The sequence below is a fragment of the Deinococcus pimensis DSM 21231 genome (genome assembly GCF_000519345.1).
Lineage (GTDB): Bacteria > Deinococcota > Deinococci > Deinococcales > Deinococcaceae > Deinococcus_A > Deinococcus_A pimensis.
Window position 1 is genome coordinate 37,389 of record NZ_KI912636.1, and the last position, 286, is coordinate 37,674.

The 286-nt window shown below is 72.0% G+C and carries 1 protein-coding gene; it reads left to right on the forward strand.

Going from position 1 to position 286, the window contains the following annotated elements:
* Positions 1–279 (forward strand): prepilin peptidase (locus DEIPI_RS0108010; protein WP_027481430.1); only part of this gene is annotated, 279 nt, incomplete at its 5' end.
* Between the last annotated feature and the right edge of the window lie 7 nt (positions 280–286).

The window sequence follows — 286 nt, forward strand, 5'->3', positions numbered from 1 at the left end:
CAGCCCGACCCCGGCGACGACGTCCCCTCCGACCCGGAGGCGATGGGCTTCGGCGACGTGAAGCTCGCCGCGCTCATCGGGGCGTTCCTCGGCTGGGAGCAGATGCTCGTCAGCATCGCCTTCGCGGTCGTCGCGGGCGCCGTGATCGGCGTGCTCGCCGTCGCCACGGGACGCGGCAACAAGCTCGCCTTCGCGCCGTATCTCGCGCTCGGCGCGTTCTTCGCGCTGCTGTGGGGCGGCACGGTCCTGCACGCCTACCTGAACCTGCTCGGCGTCTAGCACCCAC